A 17,177-nucleotide genomic window follows, 5' to 3' on the forward strand; every position below is an offset into this window, starting at 1 on the left:
AGCGTTGACCATTTCGCACCCCGGCGTCGCCAAGGCACCGGTTCCGGCCCAGTCCACGTACCAGACCCGCGTCGCGGACTACTGGAACGCCGAACAGAATCCGGTCAACCTCGAACTCGGCAGGATCGACGACCTGTACCACCACCACTACGGTGTCGGCGACGTGGACTGGTCCGTACTCGACGAGACGGACCCCGCCAGGCGCCGGGATCTGATCACCACGGAACTGCACCGGCTCGAACACGCCCAGGCCGAACTCCTCGCCAAGCACCTGGGCCCGCTGAGCCCCGAGGACCGGGTCTTCGACGCCGGCTGCGGGCGCGGCGGCGGCAGCGTCACCGCGAATCTGCGCTACCAGTGCCACGCCGACGGCGTCACGCTCTCCACCAAGCAGGCCGACTTCGCCAATGAGCAGGCGCGGGCGCGCGGTATCGACGGCAAGGTCCGCTACCACCACCGCAACATGCTCGACACCGGCTTCCAGACCGGCGGTTACGCCGCGTCGTGGAACAACGAGTCGACGATGTACGTGGAGTTGGACCTGCTCTTCGCCGAGCACGCCCGGCTGCTGCGCCGCGGCGGTCGCTACGTCGTCATCACCGGCTGCTACAACGACACATACGGGCGCGCGTCCCGCGAGGTGTCCCTGATCAACGCCCACTACATCTGCGACATCCACCCGCGCTCGGCGTACTTCCAGGCGATGGCCAAGCACCGGCTGGTGCCCACCCACGTCGAGGACCTGACGGCCGCGACGATCCCGTACTGGGAACTGCGCAAATCCGCGGACCACTTGGTCACCGGAGTCGAGGACGCCTTCCTGACCGCGTACAAGAACGGCAGCTTCCAGTACCTGATGATCGTCGCCGACCGCGTCTGACCTTCGGCGCGCGAGACCTCCGGGGGGACCCCGGCTCGGACCAACACGAGCCGGGGTTCCGGGGTCAGTGGCGGCGCGGCGGAAGGGGGGCGGACAGGCCCGTACCGAACAGGCGGTGGTCGACCTCGTCCAGGGCCAGGCGCAGGGCGCGCAGGGCCACGCCCTCGTCGGCGAGCGTGGAGGCCCGGATCTCGGGGAGGCGCAGGCACAGGCGACGCAGTTCGCGTTCGCTCCACGAGCGGGGGGGTGCTGCGGCGCGTGCACGGCGGGGCGCTGCCGCTCGCCACGATCGAGTCGCCGCACGTGGACACGGTGTTCCTGGCCGTACACGGCGTCCAGACCTGCCGGTTCACCGCCGCGAGCGAGCCGGAGGCCGACATCGGGCGGCCCCTGATCGCCGCCGCACGGCGAACCGTCGTGCTCCCCGACTGATCCTGGCCGGCGACCCATCCGCGGCCGGAGCGGCTCCGAATACGGGGCAGGAGAGCGTCTCCGTGTGGTCGTCGTACGGGAAGGACCGGGCCTGCCGCTTACCTCCACTGAGCTGTGGAGGTGTCGTTTCCGGACCGCGGGATCTGCTGAATTTCTGCCCATTCAGCCCGCGTCCGGAATTTGTCGTGCCCGAATACCGGGACGCTCCCGATGAGCTTTGTGGTGCGTGAGTGAATTACTCGCGAGTAAAAGGATCACCGTAATGATCATCACCACTCTCGCCGCGCTGACCAGCACGTTTGATCGCATCGGGCATATTCGGGATTCACTCCGTGTCCGAGATTGAACGGAAAGTGAGAGGGCTTGTCAGTTTCGTTCAAGTGTGCTGATATTCGGGCTGGATTCCTTTCGCTCCGAGGCGCTGCGGAGTCGGCTTCCTCAGGGGGGAGGCCGATTTCGCGGAAGCGGGCACCAGCCCGTGACGCCCCGGTCCCGGTCGTCCGGGCGGCGGTCGTCACCGCCGCGCGGGCGCCGTTCCCCTTCCAACCCGTGAGCGGTCCATGTCACAGAACTTCTTCGAGCCCCGCACACCGGTACGGCGGCCACGGCCGCCGGGACCGGCGCTCGGCCTGCCGCCCGGCCTGGTGCCGGGGCTCGAACCCGCGGCCCGGGAGGGGAAGGCCGCGGGACCGTCCGGGGGCGGGGGGCCGTCGGGGCCTGGTGAACCTCCCAGACCCGGCGGCCCCGACGAGCCGTCCTGGCTCCGGATCTACTGGAACACCCTGCGGTCCTTCGTCCGGCGCCACCTCGGGCTGAGGCCGAAGGCGCCGGCCGCGCCCGGCGAACGGGCCGCCCGGCGGCACCGGGGCCGGGCGCTCGCGGTCACCGTGCTCGTCCTGGCGGTGGTGTCCGCGGCGGCCGTGGTCGTCCTGCGCGACCGCGGCGGCTCCGGGACCGGGTCCGGGACCGAGGGCTCCGACCGGCCGACGGCGGCCGTCGATCCGAAGGCGTCCGCGTCCGGGTCGTCGTCCGCGTCGTCTTCCGCGTCGGTCTCCCCGTCCACGCCGCCGCCGATCCGCGACGCCGTCGCGGCCTGGGTGGCCGGGCACATCGGCCCCACCCACGTCGTCGCCTGCGACGTCGCCGTCTGCGCCGCGCTCGTGTCGCACGGCTTCCCCGCGGGCTCCACGCTCACCGTCACCTCCTCTCCGCAGCAGCTGCTCGGCGCCGATGTCGCCGTCGTCACTGGCCCGTTGCGCGCGATGGCGGGGGACGCGCTACGGGATCTGACCGGCCCGCAGCCGCTCGCCGTGTTCGGCGGGGATGAGGGTGACGGGGCCGGGGCGGGTGACGGGGCGGGTGGCGGGCCCGGCAGCGGCAGCGGCAGCGGGACCGACGCGGCGGCCGGTGCGCAGCGCGCCGAGGTGCTGCCGATCGCCCACGCCGGGCGTACGGCGTACGAGCGCGTGGCCGCCGCGGACCGCGCGGAGCGGCGCTTCTCGGGGGCGGCGCTCGCCGCCAACCAGCGGATCACCTTCCAAGGCGGCACGCGCGCGCTTCTGACGAGTGGTCATGTCGACCTGCGCGTCTGCGCGTTGCTCGCCGTCCTCAGCAGCGGTCACGCCCTCACCGTCGCGTCCTTCGACGCGCCCGCGCCCGGCGCCGGTGCCGACGTCCCGCGCGGCGGCGTGGCGATCTCGCGCGTGGACGGCGCCCCGGCCACGGGGAGCGGACCGCAGGCCGCCGCGCTGCGCGCCCTCGTCGACGCCCAGCAGCCGCCCTACCGGCCGCTGCGGACCGCGGCCCGCACCGGCGGCGCCGGAACCCCCGCCGTCCTGACCGTGCTGTACGACCAGCCCGCGCCCGACGGCCTCGTCAGCGCCAACTCCCCGTCGTGAACGCCGCATCGCCCCCGCACGGGCAGCCCTCCGGGCCCGGCCCGAACCCGGACCTCGACCGTGAACGCCGAAGCCGACCCCGTACCGGCCCCCGGCTCGACCGTGAACGCCGGGCCAATCGGCACACCCCGTTGGGCGGCCCGGCCCCGAGCCGCCCCGACACAGGCCCCGACCCCGACCCCGCCCCTGAACCCCGAGCCGGCCGGCACACCCGCCCGTCAGACGGCCCGACCCCGCCCCGCACCGACACACGCCCAGACCGCGCCCCCGCCCCCGACTCCGACCCGCTCCTGAACGCCGGACCAATCGGCGCATCCGCCCGTCAGAAGGACTTCGCATGAGGCTTTTCCCGCGGGCGACCGCGCGCACCGGATCGTCGTCCAGACCGTCGTCCAGATCCTCGTCGCGGGCCGCCGCGCTCGGCGCCGCCGCCGTTCTCACGCTCAGCGCCGCTGTGCTGGCGGGCCCGGCCGCGGCCGGTGCGTCGGCGGCTCCCGCCTGGTCCGGCGGCTGGCTGCGGCTGGCGCACTTCTCGCCCGGTACGCCGCCGGTGGACGTCTACCTCTACCCCTTCGGCGGATCGAAGGCCGCGATGGTGCTCAAGAGCGTGTCGTACGGGCACGCTTCGCCGTACGAGTCGGTCGCCACCGGCCAGTACACGGTCGCGATGCGCAAGGCGGGCGACCCGGCGTCGGTGTCGCCGGTCATCTCCTCGACCGTGCGGGTCGTGCAGGGCCGCGCGTACACCGTCGCCGGGCTCGGCCCCAACTCGGCGCTGCAACTGCGCACGCTCTCCGACCAGTTGTCGGCCCCGCAGGGCCAGGCCGCGGTACGGGTCATCCAGGCGTCGCTGAGCCAGCCCGCCGTCGCGGTCCACGTGGCCGCGCTGAACCAGGGTTCGCTGCGCTTCCCCGCCTCGACCCCGTACCGCACGGTGTCCGCGGGCAGCACGACCGTACGGGTCTCGGCCGGGGCCGCGACGACCTCCCGTACCGTCCAACTGACCGGCCGCAGCACGCACACGCTGGTCGTCCTGTCCTCCACCGGCTCCGCGCCCGGCCTGCTCGACCTCACCGACTCCGCGGGGCCGAGCCGTCAGCCCCACGGCGGCGTGGACGCGGGCTTCGGCGGTCTCGACCAGCGGAAGGCGGCGGCCGAGGGCTCCCGTACGCCCCAACTGGTCGGCTGGGGAGCCGCCTTGGTCATCGGCTCCGGCCTGCTGGTGCTGTCGGTACGCCGACTGCGGCGCGGCTGAGCGGCGTCATGGCGCCGCGACACGCACGGCCCCGGCCGCGTCATCGGGGAGCGGCCGGGGCGCTCGCCGTCCTCGGAGCGGTGACGGTCGCGGGCGGCGCCGTCGGCCTCGCCGCGAATCTGGGGACGCGGCCGGGCTCCGGCCACGCGCGCGCCGCCGTCGGGGCGGTCGCCCCGGAGCCGGGCCGGGTCGTCAGCCGGCCCGTGGCCCCGACGGAGGCGACCGCCGCCCGGCCCCGCGCGCTCGCCATCCCGGCCATCGACGTCGACACCCCGCTCGAACCGCTCGGCCTGACCCCTTCCGGCTCCCTGGACACCCCCTCGCGGCCGAGCCGGGCGGGCTGGTTCGACGCGGGTCCGGTCCCCGGTGCCCCCGGCCCCGCCGTGCTCGTCGGCCACGTCGACTCCCCCGGCGGCCCCGCCGTCTTCTCCCGTCTCTCACTCCTGCGGGTCAACGACGTCATCCGCGTCACCCTCGACGACAACCGGACCGTCCGCTTCCAGGTGACGTCCGTCCGGAGCTACGCCAAGGACGCGTTCCCCACCGAGGCCGTCTACGCCCCGCGCCCCGACCCCCAACTCCGCCTGATCACCTGCGGCGGCCGTTTCACCGGCCACACCTACCTCGACAACATCGTCGTCTTCGCCCGCCTCCTGCCCTGAGGCCGCCCGCCTCGTCCCCCGCGACACAGCGCGCCGTGAGGATTCCGAATGCGTTCCGCGGGAGCGGTCTGACATTCCCGCAACGCCGTTCCGGATAGCCGTACTTCGCGGAAAACGGAATGCCACACCTTACTTGCAGCGTGAATCAAGTTGAATCCGGAATTCCGCGCCGGAGGGCCGTTTCCCGGATCTGATTCAAGCCGCATACCGCCGAGAACGCGCCAAGCCTCGGTACGGGATTCGAGGTCGGCCGGATCCGCGCCTATCGTCGGCCGGGTTGCCGCGGACCACCCGGCACCGGCACGGGGGAGCACACATGCGTGGGATCAGAAGACCGACCATCGGCGCAGCGCAGCACGTGAAACGGTACGGGCCCGCTGCGGCGACCGCCTGACGCGTCGCCGTCCGCACCGGCGCCCGCCCGCCCGCGCCGGGCGTCCACGTACCCCGTACCGCCCGAAATCCGGCCCGCGGCCGAACATCGCGCGGTGCGGAATTCCCGCTTCCCATTCGCCTGCCGACCACCGCCGTCGCCGCCCGCTGACGCCGGTGGATTCAGGCATGGGCGGACCGTTCCGACCCGCCCGCGACAGGCAATTCCCGGAGCGCAATTTCATGGTTGCCAGTGCAACTGAATGTGTGCCAGGGTTCTGCCTCGTCCGATCAAGCCCACGAGAAAGCGGAGTTCATTCATGAACAAGAAAACCGGAATTAAGGTCGCCGTCGCCGCTGTCGCCCTCAGCTTCGCCGCCGCCACGCCGGCCCTGGCCACCTCGGTCGACGTCGGCGGCGGCAAGTGGAGCTACGACCACGGCGCCAACACCGCGTGGTCGAACTACAAGCACCCGACGAACAAGCACGCGTCGTCGGTGAAGATCGGCACCGTCGTGTTCGGCAGCGGCTGCACGGCCAAGGGCGTATGGTCCCTGGCCTCCGCGGGGCTGAACGGCAACTCGGTCAGCTACTACTACAACCCGTCCTGCTGACCCTCCGTCAGCGAGAGGGCCGGTCATGGCTGACCGGCCGGGCGGTACCGGTCGGGCGGTAGCGGTCGGGCGGTAGCCGCCGGGTGGTAACGGCCGGGTGATCCGGCGCGGTTGTGGAGGCGGGGACGTCACCTCCTCCACGGCCGCTCGCCACTCCCGCGCCCGCCGTGAGCCGTAGCCGTAAGCGGTAAGCCGTAAGCCGTAAGCCGTAAGCCGTGAACAGCCGGTACACCGTACGTCGCCGTCACGCCGTCACGCCCGTCTGAATTCCCGAGCGCCCTCAACCGAGGAATCACCATGCTGCATCGCGGTATTCGAGTCGTCCACGCCGCCCTTCTGGCCTTCTCCGCCGTCTTGGCCTTCCTCTTCGTGCGCGGACTCGACGAGGACGGGGTGCTGGGCAACTCCGCCATGGTCGACGTGCTCGACACCGACGGATCGACGAGCGCGCCCCACGTCGTCCAGGCTGTCGAGTCGTTCGCGGCGCGGCACGGGGTCGGGGTCGCGCGCGAGGTGCCCGACCTCAAGAACCCCGACACGGTCCGCCACCTGTACCTCGCGCCCGGCGGCACCGGTACGCGGACCGCGAAGTGGCTGGACCACGGCTACCCGGCGTTCAGCGAGAACTTCACCACCCGCGTGCACCCGCTCGCCGACGTCGGCCAACTCGACCCGCGCGGCACGTACTACGTCTTCGGGCCGGCGGGCGCCGCCGACGCCCTGCGGCTGGAGTTCACGCACCTCGGCATGACGGTCGAGGTCAGCCACCCGCTGTCCGCACGGGGGTTGATCGACCGGTACAAGAACGACTCGCTCTTCCGTTCCTTCTACGTCGTCGCCCTCGCGGCGCTGACGATGACCGGCGCGAGCGTGCTGCTCAACGCGCGGGCGTACGGCGTACTGCGCATGCAGGGCATGTCCTTCACCGGCATCCTGCTGCGCGACCTGCGGCGGCTCGCCGTCTTCTGGCCGCTGTCGGCCGCCGTCGTCGCGGCCGCGGTCCTCACCTTCCTCGGCCTCTACAACGGCCTCGCGTGGCTCGGCCTGTTCGCCGCCGTGGCCGCGGTCCTCGCCGTCCTGCTGGCCGCCGTCGTCCTGGCCGCGCACGCGGCGGCGCTCGCGCTGACGTTCAAGGTCGGCGTCCTGCCCGCACTCAAGGGCGAACTCCCGTCCCGAGCCGCGTCCTTGAGCGTCTACCTGGTCCGTGTCCCGGCGCTGCTGCTCGCGCTCAGCATCGCCACCAACGCCACGCTCGCGAGCCGCGACGTTCTCACCCGGGAAGACAACCGGGACGCGTACCACGCGGTGGGCGACGCCGTGTCGATCCGGCTCAGCGGCGCATTCGCCATGCACATGGACCAGTTGGACCAGCACGTCGGGCCGTGGCTGCGCAGAGCCGACGCGCGGGGCGAGGTGATCGTGGCCGGGCGGCGGGACCTCCAGATGTCCGCGCCCGGTGAGCACCTGCCCTCCGGCGAGATCCTCGTCGTCAACGACACCTATCTGGCACGGCAGCCGATGGTCGACCCGGCGGGGCGGCGCTACGCGTCGCAGGCCGGGAGCGCGACGGCCGCGGACGCCCGCGCGGTACGGCTGCTGATCCCCGACACGCTCGCGTCGGACGCCCCCGCGATCACCAAGGCCGCCGAGGCGATCATCGATCCCGACCTCACCGGGCGCGTCCCCATGAAGGTCTCGGCGACCCGCGGCGGCCAGCGCGTCTTCGGCTACAACACCGGTGAGTACTCCTACCGTTCGGGCCACGACGCGGCCGAGGACCGATCCATGGTGCGCGACCCGGTCGTCATCGTCGTCCCCAACGGATCGCGCTTCCTCACCGACGACGCCTACACCGCCATCGCGACACAGGCCGGAGTCGTCTTCCCCGACCCCGCCGACGTGACCGCGGGCATCCGCGCGGAACACCTCCAGGACTACGTGAACTCCATGAGTCCGGTGGGCGAGAAGACCGCCCTCGACCTCAGGAAGGCGCTCACCGAACTCCGGGTCCAGATCTTCAACCTGGTCATCGCCGCGATGGTGCTCCTCATCGCCGCGGTCGGCGTCTGCCTCATCTACGCCCGCAAGAACGCGCAGAGCATCTTCGCCCAGCACGTCAGCGGCTGGCGGTACGTCGCCTCGCACCGCTTCCTCCTGGCCGTCGAGGTGGCCATCGCGGTGATCTTCGCGACCCGGGTGCCGTTCCAGGCGTGGCAACAGCGCCAGCACCTGCGGCAGTTGGCCGCCGCCGGTGAGCCCGCGACCTTCGAGCCGACCCGGCTGACCGCGCTCGACCTCGGTGTCATCAGCGGTCTGGTCGTCTTCGAACTGGCCGCCGTGCTGCTCGCCCTCGCCTACTTCCACCGCCGCATCGTGAAGGAGGGCGCGACCGGGACCTGAGCCCGGCCGCGCCCACGGAATTCCTCCACCGAGCAGGAGTGTGCCTGTCATGACGAAGCTGATCGAGATCGAGAGTCTTTCGAAGTCCTATGGTTCCCGCACGTTGTGGGACAGCGTCAACCTCACCGTGGAGCGCGGCGAGATGCTGGCTCTCGTCGGACCCAGCGGATCGGGAAAGTCGACCCTCCTCAACTGCCTCGGTCTGCTCGACCGCCCGACGTCCGGTGCCATCCGGTACGAGGGGAAGGACATCACGCGTTTCGGCCGCCGCGACATCCGGCAATTCCGCCGTGACACCCTCGGATATCTCTTCCAGCACTACGCGCTCATCGAGAGCGAGACCGTCGAGCAGAATCTCGAAGTCGCGGCCAGGCCGAGGCCGTTGCTGCGCGGCAAGGCAGGGCCCGCGATCGCCGAGGCCCTGGAGCGGGTCGGCCTCGCGGGGCGCGGCAAGGAGACGGTCCATCACCTCAGCGGCGGTGAGCAGCAGCGGGTCGCGCTGGCGCGCGTGCTCGTCCAGCGCTCGGCGCTGGTGCTGGCGGACGAGCCGACGGGCGCGCTCGACGACGCCAACTCGGCTGTGGTGGTGGACATTCTGCGGGAGCTGAGCCGGTCGGGGTGCGCGGTGGTGATCGCCACGCACGACGCGGGCGTGCGGGACCGCTGCGACAACGTGTTCGCGGTGGGGAGGGGCGCGGGGGCCGCACCTGGGGCGGGGGCCGCACCAGGGGCAGGGGCGGCACCAGGGGCAGGGGCCGCACCGGCATCCCCCCGGCAGGCCGTACCCGCGCCCGCATCGACCGCCGCATCGGCCGCCGCGCCGAACAACGTACCGAACAACGCGCCGAACAACGTTCCGGCCACCGTGCCGACGGCCATTTCGAGCGGTGCGCGCGCGGAGAAATGACGTTCCGAAAGTCCGCCGCGCGCGCCGGAGTAGGATGCGTGTCACCGCCATCAGTGGGTGTCGATCACGCTTCCTCCAGGCGGTTCACAATTCAACAAACTGCCTCAGGTGCCTCTTTGACGTCCACCGACAGCAAATCCCGTTCGATTCAAAGCCGTTCGGGATTCAAAGCAACCATCACGGCCTCTCGGGCATCTTTACCGAGTCGGGCGATGCTGATCTGGCTGATTCCGCCGCTGTGGACTCTCGCCCTCGGCCTCTGGGGACTCTCCCGGCAGCACACCGTCTGGCGTGACGAGGCGGCCACCTGGCAGGTGGCCGGGCGGTCGACCCCCGAGATCCTGCGCATGCTGCACCACGTGGACGTCGTGCACGGCCTCTACTACCTGCTGATGCACGCCCTGTTCAGCGTGTTCGGACCCCACACGACCACGCTGCGGCTGCCTTCGGTGCTGGCCGGCGCGGTGGCGGCCACCTGCGTCGCGCTCATCGGGCGGCGGCTCGCCGGTCCCGCAGCGGGCCTCGCGGGCGGGCTGGCGTTCGGGCTGCTGCCCGCCGTGCAGTTCTACCTCCAGGAGGGGCGGCCGTACGCGCTGGTCGCCGCCGGGGCCGGGGTGTCGACCCTGCTGCTGGTCGCCGCGCTCCAGGAGGACACCGGACCGCGCCGCCGCGCGTGGCGCTGGGCGGGATACGGCGGCGCCGTCCTCGTCTGCGGGCTGCTGAACTGGTTCTCGCTCCTGATCCTCCCCGCGCACCTGGCCACACTGCTCTGGTCCCGGGCCGCCGACCGCCGTACGTGGGCCGCCTGGACGGCCGCCTCCGCCGTCGCCGTCCTGGCCGTCACTCCGCTGGCCCTCTTCAGCCGGGGCCAGTCGGCGCAGGTGTCCTGGATTCCGCCGCTGACCTGGCACATGCTGATCGGGCCCGGGGTGCTGGTGCTGATCGGCGGCGTCTGCGCGGCGGTGTCCGGCCGCCGTATCGCGGGCCGCGCCCGTACGGACGTCTTACGTATCGCCCCACCTCGTACCGGCACGCCTCGTATCGCCCCACCTCGGTCCGACGCTCCTCGTACGGACGGGCCTCGTACGGACGGGCCTCATGCGCACGCGCCTCGTACGGACGGGCCCCGTACGGACCGGCTGTCCGCCGCCGCCGTGGGGCTGCCGTTGCTCGCGGTGCCGCAACTCGGCCTGGTCTGCGTGTCGTTGTTCCAGCCGCTGTTCCTCGACCGCTATGTGCTCTTCAGCATGCTGGGCCTCGCGCTGCTCATCGGCGCGGCGATCGGCGCCGCGGTGCGCGCCGCCCGGCCCCGTTTCCCGCGCGCGTCCGCGTGGATCGTCCCCGTGGCGGTCGCCCTCGCGACGGTGGCGCTGATCCCGCAGTCGCTCGCCGAGCGCTCGCCGAAGAGCCGGGTCGACGACGTCATGGCCGTGGCCTCCGACGTCCAGCGGCTCAAGCGCCCCGGCAACGCCGTCCTCTTCATCCCCTCCGCCCGCCGCGACACGGAATCCGTCTCCCCCGGCGCCTTCTCCGGCCTGCACGACATAGCGCTGACCGAGACCCCGGAGCGCTCCGGAACGCTGAAGGGCCTGGAGGCGGCCCCGGACCGCATCCGTACGGCGATGCTCGCGCGGGACCGCATCCTGCTGGTCACCGACGTCCCCTGGATCGCCCGCCCCCTGACCGCGGCGCAGGACCGGATGAAGATGCGGGTCCTGCTGACGTACTTCACCCCGGTGGCCGATGTCCGCGTCCACGGACGGCGGTTGACGGTGTACGAACGCCTTCCCCGCCCCGCGCGCGCCGCCCGCTGAACCGTCCGGCCGCACCGTCCCGCTCACATCAGCTCCCCGTCCGTCGCGGCCGACCCGGCGGCGAACATCGCCGATGTCGACGTGTTCACCAGCCCCGACTAGCCGGACACGGCGACGCTGGTGCTGAACTCGTACCCGTTCCAGGCACCCGGCCCGGCCGACGCGGCGACGGCGCCCTCCGAGAGTTCCGGGGGGCGCCGTCGCGGCAGAGGGCATTCACCCCAACTGCCGCTGTGCTCCGAGCCCTTCGGCGAACCACCGGGTCAGCGTCGTCGGGTGGGTGATCGCGGTGCCGACCACGACCGTGAAGGCTCCCGCGGCGAGGGCCGACCGGGCCTGGGCGGGGGTGTGGACACGGCCCTCGGCGACGACGGGGACCGACAGGTCCGCGCTGAGGCGGGCGACCAGGGCGAGGTCGGGACCGTCCGGGTGCGGGCCGCTGCCCGTATAGCCGGACAGCGTGGTGCCGACCAGGTCCGCGCCGAGGTCCGCCGCCGCGACGCCCTCCTCGTAGCTGGAGACGTCGGCCATGAGCAGGCGGCCCGCGCGGTGCACGGCCGTGACGGTACGTTCCAGGGTCTCGCCGCCGGGGCGCGGGCGGAAGGTGGCGTCGACCGCGACGATATCCGCGCCGGTCGCGGCGACGGCGAGGGCGTGCCGCTCGGTCGGGGTGATGTAGACGCCCGAAGTGCCGTCCTTCCAGAGGCCGATGAGGGGGACGTCGGTGACCGCGCGGATCGCGCGCAGGTCGTCGAGGCCCTGCGCCCGGATACCGGCCGCGCCGCCTTCCCGGACGGCGAGCGCCATCTGACGCATGATCAGCGGGTCGCGCAGCGGCTCCCCCGGATACGCCTGGCACGAGACGACGAGCCGGCCGCGCAGCCGTTCCAGGACGCCGCCGGGGTCGGCGGCCGACGTGGGCCGACCGCCCGAAGTCGGTTGATCTTCACGGACGTTCACGCCAGCGCCTCCCGTCCCAGGAGCGCGGCCCCGTACAGCGCGGCGTCGTCGCCGAGCGAGCCCGCCCGCAGCGGGGTCCCGGCGACGGCCGGGACCAGGTGGGAGGCGACGGTCGTCCGCAGGGTGTCCCACCAGACGGGTCCGCAGCGGCTCACCCCGCCGCCGAGGAGGACGAGGTCGGGGGCCAGGACATTGACGAGGCCGCCGACGGCTTCGCCGAGCGCGGTGGCGCCTGCGCGCAGGACGGTCAGCGCCGTCGGATCGCCGTCCTGCGCGCGGGAGTTGACAAGGCGAAGGGTCGCGGGCGCGGCGCCCGTCCCGTGTCCGGGCCGCGCGCCCGCCAGTTCGCGGTAGGCCGCCGTCATCGCCGGTCCGGACGCCGCGGCCTCCACGTGTCCGACGCCCCCGCAGGGGCAGGGCAGCCCGGCCGCGGCGGGCACCGGCAGGTGACCGGCCTCGCCCGCCGCGCCACCGGCGCCGTGGTGGACGCGTCCGTCGATCAGGACGCAGCCGCCGACGCCGGTGCCGACCGTGAGGAGCAGCACGCAGGCGTGCCCGGCGGCGGCGCCGCGCCAATACTCGCCGAGCGCATGGGCGTTGACATCGTTGTCGACGCCGACCGGCAGGCCGAGCCGGGCGGCGAGCAGCCCGCGCAGGTCGGTGCCGCCCCAGCCGGGGAGCGCGGACGTGGCCGACCGCACCCGGCCGGTACCGGGGTCGATGACGCCCGCGCTGCCGACGCCGACGGCGTCCACGGGCCTGCCGAGCAGGGTCACCGCGCGGGCCGCGGTGTCCAGCACGGCGGCCGGGCCCTGCCGCGCCGGGGTGGGCAGGGTGGCGCGGTCGAGCAGCACGCCCTCGGGGGTGACCAGGGCGGCCGCCGTCTTGGTCCCGCCGATGTCGACTCCGGCGAGCAGCGTCATCGCAGGCCCGCCTGCTCCAGGATCGCGCCGATACGGCCGGTCTCGGCGTCGGTGAGCGGGCGCATCGGCGGGCTGACGGTGTTGCGGGCGATGACGCCGAGCAGCGTCAGCGCGGTCTTGAACGCGCCGAGGCCGGACGCCGTACCGGACGCGGTGGCCGGGTCGGCGACGGCAACGATGTCGAAGAGCCGGGCCAGCCGGTCCTGTTCGGCGCGGGCCGCCGTCCAGTCGCCGCGCGCCGCGGCGTCGTGCAGCCGCCGGTAGCCGTGCGGGTCGACGTTGCCGAGGCCGGGGACCGAGCCGTGCGCGCCGCCGAGCAGCATCGCGTCCACGACGACCTCGTGCCCGGTGAGCAGCGCGAAGTCCGGCACGTCCCTGGTGTCGAGGATGAGTTGACGGAATGTCACATCGTCGCCGCTGGAGTCCTTGACCCCGGCCAGCACCCCGTCGGCGGCCAGTGCGCCGACCAGTTGCCGGGAGAGCTTGCTGTGGACGCAGACCGGGATGTCGTAGGCGAGTACCGGCACGTCGATCGCGGCCGCGACCGTCCGGAAGTGCCGGTCGATCTCGGTGGGGTGGGTGCGGGTGTAGAAGGGGGCAGTCGTGACGACCGCGCTGGCACCGCGCGCGACGGCAGTACGGGCGCGCTCCAGCACCTTGTTGGTGGTGGTCTCGATGGCGCCCGCCAGCACCGGCACCTGGCCGCCCGCGGTCTTCACCACCACGTCGAGCACCGTCTCCTGCTGCTCGTCGGTGAGATAGGCGACCTCGCCAGAACTCCCCAGCGCGAACAGGCCGTCGACACCGCCGCCGATGAGGTGGCCGACCACGCGCTCCAGCGACGCGACGTCCACCGCGCCGTCGTCGGTCAGCGGGGTGACGACGGGCGGGACGACGCCGGAGAACCGGGGTGTACGGGCAATCACGAAGTGCTCCTTGTGCCGTGGTGCGCGGCGGTCGCCGCCGCGGTGGTCCTGGGGTGTACGCAGTGCCATTGGTGGTCGCCGTCCCGTGTGGCGGCGGGGAAGGCGGTCGCGCAGGTGTCGTCCGCCTTCCAGCACCGGGTGCGGAACGGACAGCCGGAGGGCGGGTGGGTGGCCGACGGCACGGGGCCGTTGAGCACGATCCGCTCGGTGGTCCCCAGCAGGCTCGGCGTGGCGGAGAACAGCGCCTGGGTGTACGGGTGGGCGGGCGCGGCCGACACCTGGGCGGCCGGGCCCTCCTCCACGATCCGCCCGAGGTAGAGGACCGCGAGCCGGTCCGACAGGTGGCGCACCGTCTGGATGTCGTGCGAGATGAAGACCATGCCGAGGCCGAGCCGGGACCGCAGGTCCATCAGCAGGTTGAGCACCTGCGCGCGGACCGAGACGTCGAGGGCGCTGGTCGGTTCGTCGGCGACGATCAGCTCGGGTTCCAGCGCGAGCGCCCTGGCGATGGCGACCCGCTGGCGCTGCCCGCCGGAGAGCTGTCCCGGCAGCGCCTGCCGGGTGTGCCCGGGCAGGCCCACCAGCTCCAGCAGTTCCGTCACCCGCTGTTCGCGGGCGCGCGGGGTGCCGCGCCGGTGCACGTCCAGCGGGTCGCGCAGGATGCGGCCGACCGGCATCCGCGGGTTGAGGGCGGTGGACGGGTCCTGGAAGACCACGCCGACCGACGCGCCGAACTCCTGGCGGCGCCTGGCCGCCGGCAGCTCCCACAGATCCTCGTCGCGGAACATGACCCGGCCCTCGGTCGGCCGTTGCAGACCGGTCAGCACCCGCGCCAGCGTCGACTTGCCGCAGCCGGACTCACCGACCAGGCCGACGATCTCACCGCGCTCCACCGTCAGCGACGCCCCGGTCAGCGCGTGCACGGCGTCGTGCCGGAACAGACCGCCGCCGCGCGCCCGGTGCCTGACGTGGACCTCTTCGACGCGGATCATCGTCCGCTCCTTTGCAGCAGTACGGGTTCGGCCGCGTGGTGGCAGGCGACGCCGTGCGCCGCGGCGGGCAGGGGGGACACGGCGGTTGCGGCGCGCGGGTCCGCCGCCGGGGCCGGCCGCCCCGTCAGCTCGGGGGCGCGGGTCCCGCACACCTCGGTGGCCGCGCCGCACCGGGAGGCGAAGCGGCATCCGGCGCCGAACTGGCGCGGCGCGGGCACCACGCCGCTGATCTGGTGCAGCCGGTCGGCGCCCGCCTCCAGCGAGGTGACCGAGCCGAGCAGGCCGCGCGTGTAGTGGTGGGCGGGGTCGGACAGCAGCGCCCGGGTGTCGCCGGTCTCGGCGACCTGCCCCGCGTACATCACCGCCACCCGGTGGGCGAGCCCGCTGACCAGCGCGAGGTCGTGCGAGACCAGGATCATCGCGAATCCCAGTTCGTCGCGCAGCCGGGTGAGGAGTTCGACGACCTGCGCCTGGACGGTGACGTCGAGCGCGGTGGTGGGTTCGTCGGCGATGAGCAGCCGGGGGCTGCGGGACAGCGCCATCGCGATCAGTACGCGCTGCCGCTGGCCTCCGGACAGCTCGTGCGGGTAGCTGCGCAGCGTGCGGTCCGGGGAGAGGCCGACGAGTTCGAGCAGTTCCGCCGGGCTCTGCGTGCCGCCGCGCGAGGTGAGCTGCTTGAGCTGGCGGCCGATGAGGACCGACGGGTTCAGCGACGACATCGCGTCCTGGTAGACCATGGCGATCTCGGGCCCCGCCAGCACCCTGCGGCGGCGGGGCGACATGCCGAGCAGGTCCTCGCCGCGGTAGTCGATGGCACCGCTCACCCGCGCGTTGCGGGCCAGCAGGCCCATGACGGCCAGGCTCGTGATGCTCTTGCCGCAGCCGGACTCCCCGACCAGACCGAGGGTCTCGCCCTCCCTGACGGTGAGCGAGATGCCGTCGACCACCGGCACGTCGCCGTAGCGGTCGGGGAAGCGGATCGACAGGTCCCGGATGGAGAGCAGTTCCGCGGCGGTGGCGGGCACCGCCGCGAGCGGCGGCGGATTCCGCGTCATGCGTTCGGCGAGCAGGACGAGGCTGCGCTGTACGGCGGCGGCCCGTTCGTCGTCGTCCGCCCGCGTCCGGCGGGGAAGCGGCGTGTCCTGCGGCGCGGTGTCACCGGCCGGGCGGTCCGTACCGGAGGCGGTGGCCGCGGGGGCGACTCCGGCCGCGGCCGCGGGTACGGCCGCCCCCGATACGGCCGCCGCCGCGGGTACGGCCTCCGGCGCCGCTCCGGCCGCCGCTCCCGGCGCCGCCGAGGCGTCGGTCAGTCCCTCGGACAGGATGTTCAGGGCCAGTACGGTGACGAGCAGCACCAGGCCGGGGAAGAGGGTGGCCCACCAGCCGCCGGACAGCAGGATCTGCCGCCCGTACGAGAGCACGTTGCCCCAGCTCGGCTCGGGGTCCTTCACCCCGGCGCCGATGAAGGACAGGCTCGCCTCGAAGATGATCGCCTCGGCGACCAGCACGGTGGCGAAGACCATGACGGGCGCGGCGCAGTTGACGGCCACGTGCCGCAGCACGATGTAGGCGCGACGGGCGCCGATGACCTTCTCCGCGGCGACGTAGTCCTCGCCGTACTGCGCGAGGACGTTGGCCCGTACGACGCGGGCGAGCGAGGGGACGTACACCGCGGCGATGGTGAAGATCAGGACGGGCACGCTGGAGCCGAAGACGGTGACCAGGACGGCGGCGAGCGCGATCGGCGGGAAGGACATGACGACGTCCAGCACCCGCATCACCGACTCGTCGCCCCACTTGGGCGAGGTGGCCGCGAGCGAACCGAGGACCGCGCCGACGACGACGGCGACGGCCGTGGAGCCGAGGCCGATCACCAGCGAGTAGCGGGCGCCGTAGACGACCCGGGCGAAGATGTCCCGGCCGATCCGGTCGGTGCCGAACCAGTGCCGGGGGCCGGGGGGTTGGACGGGTCTGCCGGTGGTCAGCGGATTGTCCGCGACCAGCGGCGCGCACACCGCGGCCAGGACCACGACGGCCAGGACGACGAGCGAGATCCGTGCGGCGAGCGGCAGCGCGCGGAAACGGATGCCGGGACGCGACAGCTTGGCGACGACGCGTTGGGGGCCAGTGAACAGGAACATC

At 73.1% G+C, this 17,177-nt stretch carries 14 protein-coding genes; 9 read left to right on the top strand and 5 right to left on the bottom strand.

The features are described 5' to 3' along the window. Positions 1–4 precede the first annotated feature (4 nt). From ACZ37P_RS05840 to ACZ37P_RS05880, 9 genes are all read left to right on the top strand, one after another. Complete coding sequence (locus ACZ37P_RS05840; protein ID WP_355336343.1) at positions 5–880, top strand: geranyl diphosphate 2-C-methyltransferase; 876 nt, start codon at positions 5–7, stop codon at positions 878–880. Positions 881–1,126: 246 nt separating this feature from the next. Beyond that, positions 1,127–1,312: a hypothetical protein gene (locus tag ACZ37P_RS05845; protein WP_467345034.1), complete on the top strand. Its 186-nt coding sequence runs from the start codon at positions 1,127–1,129 to the stop codon at positions 1,310–1,312. A 560-nt stretch (positions 1,313–1,872) separates the two neighbouring features. After that, on the top strand, positions 1,873–3,210 hold the full coding sequence (locus ACZ37P_RS05850; RefSeq protein WP_467345035.1) for a hypothetical protein: 1,338 nt from the start codon (positions 1,873–1,875) through the stop codon (positions 3,208–3,210). A gap of 337 nt (positions 3,211–3,547) precedes the next feature. Then, positions 3,548–4,465: a DUF4397 domain-containing protein gene (locus ACZ37P_RS05855; RefSeq protein WP_391042900.1), complete on the top strand. Its 918-nt coding sequence runs from the start codon at positions 3,548–3,550 to the stop codon at positions 4,463–4,465. An 8-nt stretch (positions 4,466–4,473) separates the two neighbouring features. Further along, positions 4,474–5,127: a class F sortase gene (locus ACZ37P_RS05860; RefSeq protein ID WP_467345038.1), complete on the top strand. Its 654-nt coding sequence runs from the start codon at positions 4,474–4,476 to the stop codon at positions 5,125–5,127. A gap of 692 nt (positions 5,128–5,819) precedes the next feature. Then, the gene (locus tag ACZ37P_RS05865) at positions 5,820–6,113 is read left to right on the top strand and encodes a lactococcin 972 family bacteriocin (protein ID WP_355336333.1); all 294 of its coding nucleotides are present in this window, start codon (positions 5,820–5,822) and stop codon (positions 6,111–6,113) included. Between the two features lie 297 nt (positions 6,114–6,410). Next, the gene (locus ACZ37P_RS05870; protein ID WP_467345039.1) at positions 6,411–8,513 is read left to right on the top strand and encodes a hypothetical protein; all 2,103 of its coding nucleotides are present in this window, start codon (positions 6,411–6,413) and stop codon (positions 8,511–8,513) included. 49 nt (positions 8,514–8,562) lie between these two features. Further along, a complete protein-coding gene (locus tag ACZ37P_RS05875) occupies positions 8,563–9,420 on the top strand; it encodes an ABC transporter ATP-binding protein (RefSeq protein WP_467345041.1) in 858 nt (285 codons plus the stop codon). A 212-nt stretch (positions 9,421–9,632) separates the two neighbouring features. Further along, a complete protein-coding gene (locus tag ACZ37P_RS05880) occupies positions 9,633–11,234 on the top strand; it encodes a glycosyltransferase family 39 protein (RefSeq protein ID WP_467345043.1) in 1,602 nt (533 codons plus the stop codon). Between the two features lie 216 nt (positions 11,235–11,450). On the opposite strand, the gene ACZ37P_RS05885 is transcribed toward ACZ37P_RS05880, so the two are convergent. From ACZ37P_RS05885 to ACZ37P_RS05905, 5 genes are read right to left on the bottom strand one after another with little or no spacing between them, the layout of a single operon-like run. Continuing rightward, the gene (locus ACZ37P_RS05885) at positions 11,451–12,194 is read right to left on the bottom strand and encodes an N-acetylmannosamine-6-phosphate 2-epimerase (protein WP_402710584.1); all 744 of its coding nucleotides are present in this window, start codon (positions 12,192–12,194) and stop codon (positions 11,451–11,453) included. Further along, positions 12,191–13,117 carry an ROK family protein gene (locus tag ACZ37P_RS05890; protein WP_401856129.1) on the bottom strand — a complete coding sequence of 309 codons (927 nt, stop codon included), beginning with the start codon at positions 13,115–13,117 and terminating at the stop codon, positions 12,191–12,193. Before ACZ37P_RS05890 ends, ACZ37P_RS05885 begins: the two co-directional genes overlap by 4 nt. After that, complete coding sequence (locus ACZ37P_RS05895) at positions 13,114–14,043, bottom strand: dihydrodipicolinate synthase family protein (RefSeq protein ID WP_467345045.1); 930 nt, start codon at positions 14,041–14,043, stop codon at positions 13,114–13,116. Before ACZ37P_RS05895 ends, ACZ37P_RS05890 begins: the two co-directional genes overlap by 4 nt. Then, on the bottom strand, positions 14,040–15,035 hold the full coding sequence (locus ACZ37P_RS05900; protein ID WP_401309772.1) for an oligopeptide/dipeptide ABC transporter ATP-binding protein: 996 nt from the start codon (positions 15,033–15,035) through the stop codon (positions 14,040–14,042). Before ACZ37P_RS05900 ends, ACZ37P_RS05895 begins: the two co-directional genes overlap by 4 nt. Then, complete coding sequence (locus ACZ37P_RS05905; RefSeq protein ID WP_467345047.1) at positions 15,032–17,176, bottom strand: dipeptide/oligopeptide/nickel ABC transporter permease/ATP-binding protein; 2,145 nt, start codon at positions 17,174–17,176, stop codon at positions 15,032–15,034. The genes ACZ37P_RS05900 and ACZ37P_RS05905 overlap by 4 nt, the downstream gene beginning before the upstream one ends. Position 17,177: the final 1 nt, after the last annotated feature.

This window comes from Streptomyces sp. NPDC024632 (genome assembly GCF_055559175.1).